This is a genomic window from Pontibacterium sp. (genome assembly GCF_041587635.1).
Classification (GTDB): domain Bacteria; phylum Pseudomonadota; class Gammaproteobacteria; order Pseudomonadales; family Balneatricaceae; genus Pontibacterium.
Genome location: NZ_JBFGYC010000315.1, coordinates 1 through 4,767, shown reverse-complemented (window position 1 = coordinate 4,767; position 4,767 = coordinate 1). Strand labels below are relative to the sequence as shown.

The following is a 4,767-nucleotide window of genomic DNA, read 5'->3' as shown; positions in this document are numbered from 1 at the left end:
TACCCTGTGAAAGCCCGTCACGGTGCTTCCAAGGTATACATGCAGCCTGCTTCCCAGGGTACTGGTGTAATCGCAGGCGGTGCAATGCGTTCCGTACTGGAACTGGCAGGTGTACATAACGTACTGGCGAAGTGCTACGGCTCTACTAATCCGGTTAACGTTGTTCGCGCGACCATCAAAGGTCTGGCAGCAATGAACTCTCCGGAAGATGTAGCTGCTAAGCGTGGCAAGTCTGTAGACGAAATCCTGGGGTAATCGATAATGGCTAGCACTGTAAAAGTTACACTGGTTCGTAGCCCTATCGGTATCCTGCCTAAGCACAAATTGTGCCTGAAGGGTCTGGGTCTGCGCCGTATTGGCCACACAGTTGAAGTAGAAGATACTCCATCTGTGCGTGGCATGATCAACAAAGTCAACTACATGCTGAATGTAGAAGGCGAGTAAGGGGAGTTCGTCACATGCGTCTGAACACTCTGAGCCCTGCTGAAGGCTCCAAGCACGCACCGAAACGTGTCGGTCGTGGTATTGGTTCCGGTCTGGGTAAGACTTGTGGCCGTGGTCACAAAGGTCAGAAATCCCGCTCCGGCGGTTCCGTAAGACCTGGTTTTGAAGGCGGTCAGATGCCTTTGCAGCGTCGTCTGCCAAAATTTGGTTTTACTTCCCGTAAAGCACGTTACGTAGCAGAAATTCGCCTGGGCGAATTGGCTGGCGTAAATGCTGACGTTATTGATCTGGCTGCTCTGAAAGAGGCAGACATCATTAAGCAAGAGATCAAAGTTGCTAAAGTGATTCTGTCCGGCGAGATCAACAAAGCTGTCACCATTAAAGGTCTTAAAGCGACCAAAGGTGCACAGGCTGCAATCGAAGCTGCGGGCGGCAAAGTCGAGGCGTAAATGGCTAAGCAAGGACCAGTACCAGCAGGCAACCAGAGCGGACTCGGCGAGTTGAAATCTCGTTTGTTGTTCGTGATTTTGGCGATTGTTGTATACCGTATCGGTGCTCATATACCGGTGCCGGGTATCAACCCAGATCGTCTTGCTGCGTTGTTTGATCAGAATCAGGGAACAATCCTGAGTCTCTTTAATATGTTCTCCGGTGGTGCGTTGGAGCGAATGAGTATCCTCGCACTGGGCATCATGCCGTACATCTCTGCATCGATTATCATGCAGCTGATGACGGTGGTAAGTCCGACACTGGAACAACTGAAGAAAGAAGGCGAATCAGGCCGTCGCAAGATTAACCAGTACACCCGTTACGGGACGGTTATTCTGGCGACTGTTCAGTCTTTTGGTATGGCCGTTGGTCTTGCTAATCAGGGTATTGCATTCACCGCAGATGCCAGCTTCTACTTTGTAGCAGTTGTGACATTGGTGTCTGGTGCGGTCTTCCTGATGTGGCTGGGCGAGCAGGTAACCGAAAGAGGTATCGGTAACGGTATCTCCATTTTGATCTTTGCCGGTATTGTGGCTGGGTTGCCTGGTGCAATCGGTCAGTCCTTTGAATCAGCACGTCAGGGTGACTTGAATATTCTGGCGTTGCTGGCCATCGCTGTACTGGCGGTCGCGACTGTTGGTTTTGTAGTGTTTATGGAGCGCGGTCAACGCCGCATCACCATAAACTATGCAAAACGTCAGCAGGGGCGTCGCGTGTATGCGGCACAGTCTAGCCATTTGCCTTTGAAGGTGAATATGGCCGGGGTGATTCCGCCGATCTTTGCATCCAGCATTTTGCTGTTCCCTGCCTCTATCGGCCAATGGTTTGGCCAGTCTGAAGGTATGGAGTGGTTACAGGATGTTGCGCTGGCGCTGGGACCAGGTCAGCCGTTGTATATCCTGTTATTTGCGATTGCGATCATTTTCTTCTGCTATTTCTATACGGCGATTGTTTTCAATCCTCGTGACGTAGCAGATAACCTGAAAAAATCAGGTGCCTTTATTCCGGGGATTCGTCCTGGGGAACAGTCAGCGCGTTATATTGATACCGTGCTGAGCCGACTGACTTTGTTCGGAGCCTTGTACATCACTGCTGTGTCTCTTATGCCACAGGCTTTGGTAGTTGCATGGAACATCCCGTTCTATTTCGGTGGTACGTCCCTGCTGATCGTTGTTGTCGTCGTGATGGACTTCATGGCGCAGGTGCAGTCGCACCTCATGTCGCATCAGTACGAGTCTCTGATGAAGAAATCTAATCTCAAAGGTGGCGGCGCAGGAATGATGCGCTAAGCACGCCAAAGGAGTAGATCATGAAAGTACGTGCGTCTGTTAAGAAGATCTGCCGTAATTGCAAAATCGTTCGTCGTAACGGTTCTGTGCGTGTGATCTGTAAAGTAGAGCCGCGTCACAAACAGCGTCAGGGTTAATTTACCCTGATAATTGAAGTGTAGGGCGTGCATCCTTGATTTAATTTTGATCAGGGTGTATTATTGCGCGCCTTCCACGAACTAACGAGTTTTCGGTCCCTAACCTCAGCAAACAAACAGAAGGTGACAGGACCCCAATTGGAGTAAATAGAATGGCCCGTATAGCTGGAGTCAATATCCCTGACAATAAGCATGCGGTAATTTCTTTGACTTACATTTACGGGATTGGCCGTACTACGGCGCAGAGCATCTGCGACGCTTGTGGCATTGCTACAAGTACTAAGATCGCTGACCTGACTGATGAGCAGCTGGATAATGTTCGTGGTGAAATTTCCAAGCTGACTGTCGAAGGCGACCTGCGTCGTGAAGTTTCCATGAGCATCAAGCGTCTAATGGACCTTGGCTGTTTTCGTGGTCTTCGTCACCGCCGTAATCTCCCGGTACGTGGGCAGCGTAGCAAAACCAATGCACGCACTCGTAAAGGCCCACGTAAGCCGATCCGTAAGTAAGTGGTAAGCGATAGGAATTCCCAATATGGCTAAGCCAGGTAATCGCACACGCAAAAAGGTTAAAAAGCAGGTCGCTGACGGGTTCGCCCACATTCACGCCTCTTTTAACAACACGATCATTACTATTACTGATCGTCAGGGCAACGCTCTGTCATGGGCAACTGCAGGTGGCTCCGGCTTCCGCGGTTCCCGCAAGAGCACCCCGTTCGCCGCTCAGGTAGCTGCTGAGCGTGCTGGTCAGGCCGCACTTGAGTATGGTCTGAAAAACCTCGACGTATTTGTTAAGGGACCTGGTCCCGGTCGCGAATCTGCAGTACGTGCATTGAATGCATGTGGCTACAAGATCGCTAACATCACCGACGTGACGCCAATCCCTCACAATGGTTGCCGTCCGCCGAAGAAACGTCGCGTTTAATCTGGAGACAGTAAAAAAATGGCTCGTTATTTAGGACCAAAGTGCAAGCTGTCTCGCCGTGAAGGTACGGACCTGTTCTTGAAGAGCGGTGTTCGTGCACTGGATAGCAAGTGTAAAGCTGAAGCTGCTCCAGGTATGCACGGTGCGCGTCGTGGTCGTCTTTCCGACTACGGCCTGCAGCTGCGCGAAAAACAAAAAGTACGTCGTATGTACGGCGTGCTGGAACGCCAGTTCCGTGGGTATTATAAAGAAGCGGCTCGTCGCAAAGGTGCAACTGGTGAAAACCTGCTGCAGCTTCTGGAAGGCCGTTTGGACAACGTTGTATACCGTATGGGTTTCGGCTCGACTCGCGCTGAAGCACGTCAGGTAGTATCACACCGTTCTATCACTGTTAACGGTCAGGTAGTCAATGTGGCTTCCTACCAGGTACAGGCTGGCGATGTGGTAGCAGTTCGTGAAAAAGCTAAGACTCAGCTGCGCATCAAAGCGGCGCTGGATCTGGCTGCTCAGCGTGCACCAGTTGAGTGGGTAGAAGTTGATTCTGCGAAGATGGAAGGTACTTTTAAAGCCGCTCCTGAACGTAGCGATCTGTCTGCTGACATCAACGAGCACCTGATCGTCGAGTTGTACTCCAAGTAATTCTTGAACTCTTTATTGGTGGAACTATGCAGCGTTCGGTAAACGAGTTTCTAAGCCCACGTCATATTGACGTACAGGAAATTAGCAAAACTCGCGCTAAAGTGACTCTTGAGCCACTGGAGCGTGGGTTTGGCCACACGCTGGGCAATGCATTACGCCGAATTCTTCTCTCTTCTATGCCGGGTTGTGCCGTATCAGAAGTAGAGATTGAAGGTGTACTGCATGAGTACAGCACTGTAGAAGGGGTTCAGGAGGATGTAATCGAAATCCTGCTGAACCTGAAAGGTGTTGCGATCTTGTTGCATAGCAACGATGACGTAACCCTGACTCTGAGCAAAAGCGAAGCGGGTCCTGTTACGGCAGGCGACATTCAGTTAAATCAGGATGTTGAGATCGCTAACCCGGATCACGTAATTGCTCACCTTAATGAAGGTGCGAGCCTCAACATGCAGCTGCGTGTTGAGCGTGGTCGTGGCTACGTGCCTGCCGATGCTCGTACTTCTGAGGAAGACGAAACTCGCGCCATTGGTCGTTTGCAGTTGGATGCAACTTACAGCCCGGTACGTCGTGTTTCTTACGTGGTAGAAAGTGCCCGCGTAGAACAGCGTACCGATCTGGACAAACTGGTAATCGATATTGAGTCTAACGGCACAATCGATCCAGAAGAGTGCATCCGTCGCGCGGCGACAATCCTTCAGCAGCAGCTAGCTGTATTTGTTGATCTGGAGGATGGAGCTGATCAGGCTAAGGAAGAACCGGAAGAACCAGAGATCGATCCGATCCTGCTGCGCCCGGTAGATGACCTGGAACTGACTGTACGTTCTGCCAACTGCTTGAAAGCAGAG

8 protein-coding genes and 1 pseudogene are annotated in these 4,767 nt (G+C 50.9%); all 9 read left to right on the top strand.

What is annotated here, in order from left to right; translation table 11 throughout:
* Positions 1-255: pseudogene (locus ABYW01_RS14405) on the top strand (30S ribosomal protein S5); the annotation flags it as partial.
* Between the two features lie 6 nt (positions 256-261).
* On the top strand, positions 262-444 hold the full coding sequence (gene rpmD, locus ABYW01_RS14400; protein ID WP_193952510.1) for a 50S ribosomal protein L30: 183 nt from the start codon (positions 262-264) through the stop codon (positions 442-444).
* 14 nt (positions 445-458) lie between these two features.
* Positions 459-893: a 50S ribosomal protein L15 gene (rplO, locus tag ABYW01_RS14395; protein ID WP_372833886.1), complete on the top strand. Its 435-nt coding sequence runs from the start codon at positions 459-461 to the stop codon at positions 891-893.
* Positions 894-2,222, top strand: a complete 1,329-nt coding sequence (gene secY / locus ABYW01_RS14390; protein ID WP_193952512.1) for a preprotein translocase subunit SecY — start codon at positions 894-896, stop codon at positions 2,220-2,222.
* A gap of 20 nt (positions 2,223-2,242) precedes the next feature.
* Positions 2,243-2,359 carry a 50S ribosomal protein L36 gene (gene rpmJ / locus ABYW01_RS14385; RefSeq protein WP_007021200.1) on the top strand — a complete coding sequence of 39 codons (117 nt, stop codon included), beginning with the start codon at positions 2,243-2,245 and terminating at the stop codon, positions 2,357-2,359.
* 152 nt (positions 2,360-2,511) lie between these two features.
* Entirely contained in the window at positions 2,512-2,868 is a 357-nt protein-coding gene (gene rpsM, locus ABYW01_RS14380) for a 30S ribosomal protein S13 (protein ID WP_372833883.1), read from the top strand.
* A gap of 25 nt (positions 2,869-2,893) precedes the next feature.
* A complete protein-coding gene (gene rpsK, locus ABYW01_RS14375) occupies positions 2,894-3,283 on the top strand; it encodes a 30S ribosomal protein S11 (RefSeq protein ID WP_193952514.1) in 390 nt (129 codons plus the stop codon).
* Positions 3,284-3,301: 18 nt separating this feature from the next.
* Complete coding sequence (gene rpsD / locus ABYW01_RS14370; protein WP_372833881.1) at positions 3,302-3,922, top strand: 30S ribosomal protein S4; 621 nt, start codon at positions 3,302-3,304, stop codon at positions 3,920-3,922.
* 26 nt (positions 3,923-3,948) lie between these two features.
* Positions 3,949-4,767 (top strand): DNA-directed RNA polymerase subunit alpha (gene rpoA, locus ABYW01_RS14365; RefSeq protein WP_372833878.1); only part of this gene is annotated, 819 nt, incomplete at its 3' end.

Bases quoted from the DNA above. Each gene is read 5' to 3' on its own strand.
- rpmD (WP_193952510.1), top strand. From the start codon at position 262: ATGGCTAGCACTGTAAAAGTTACACTGGTTCGTAGCCCTATCGGTATC.
- rplO (WP_372833886.1), top strand. From the start codon at position 459: ATGCGTCTGAACACTCTGAGCCCTGCTGAAGGCTCCAAGCACGCACCG.
- secY (WP_193952512.1), top strand. From the start codon at position 894: ATGGCTAAGCAAGGACCAGTACCAGCAGGCAACCAGAGCGGACTCGGC.
- rpmJ (WP_007021200.1), top strand. From the start codon at position 2,243: ATGAAAGTACGTGCGTCTGTTAAGAAGATCTGCCGTAATTGCAAAATC.
- rpsM (WP_372833883.1), top strand. From the start codon at position 2,512: ATGGCCCGTATAGCTGGAGTCAATATCCCTGACAATAAGCATGCGGTA.
- rpsK (WP_193952514.1), top strand. From the start codon at position 2,894: ATGGCTAAGCCAGGTAATCGCACACGCAAAAAGGTTAAAAAGCAGGTC.
- rpsD (WP_372833881.1), top strand. From the start codon at position 3,302: ATGGCTCGTTATTTAGGACCAAAGTGCAAGCTGTCTCGCCGTGAAGGT.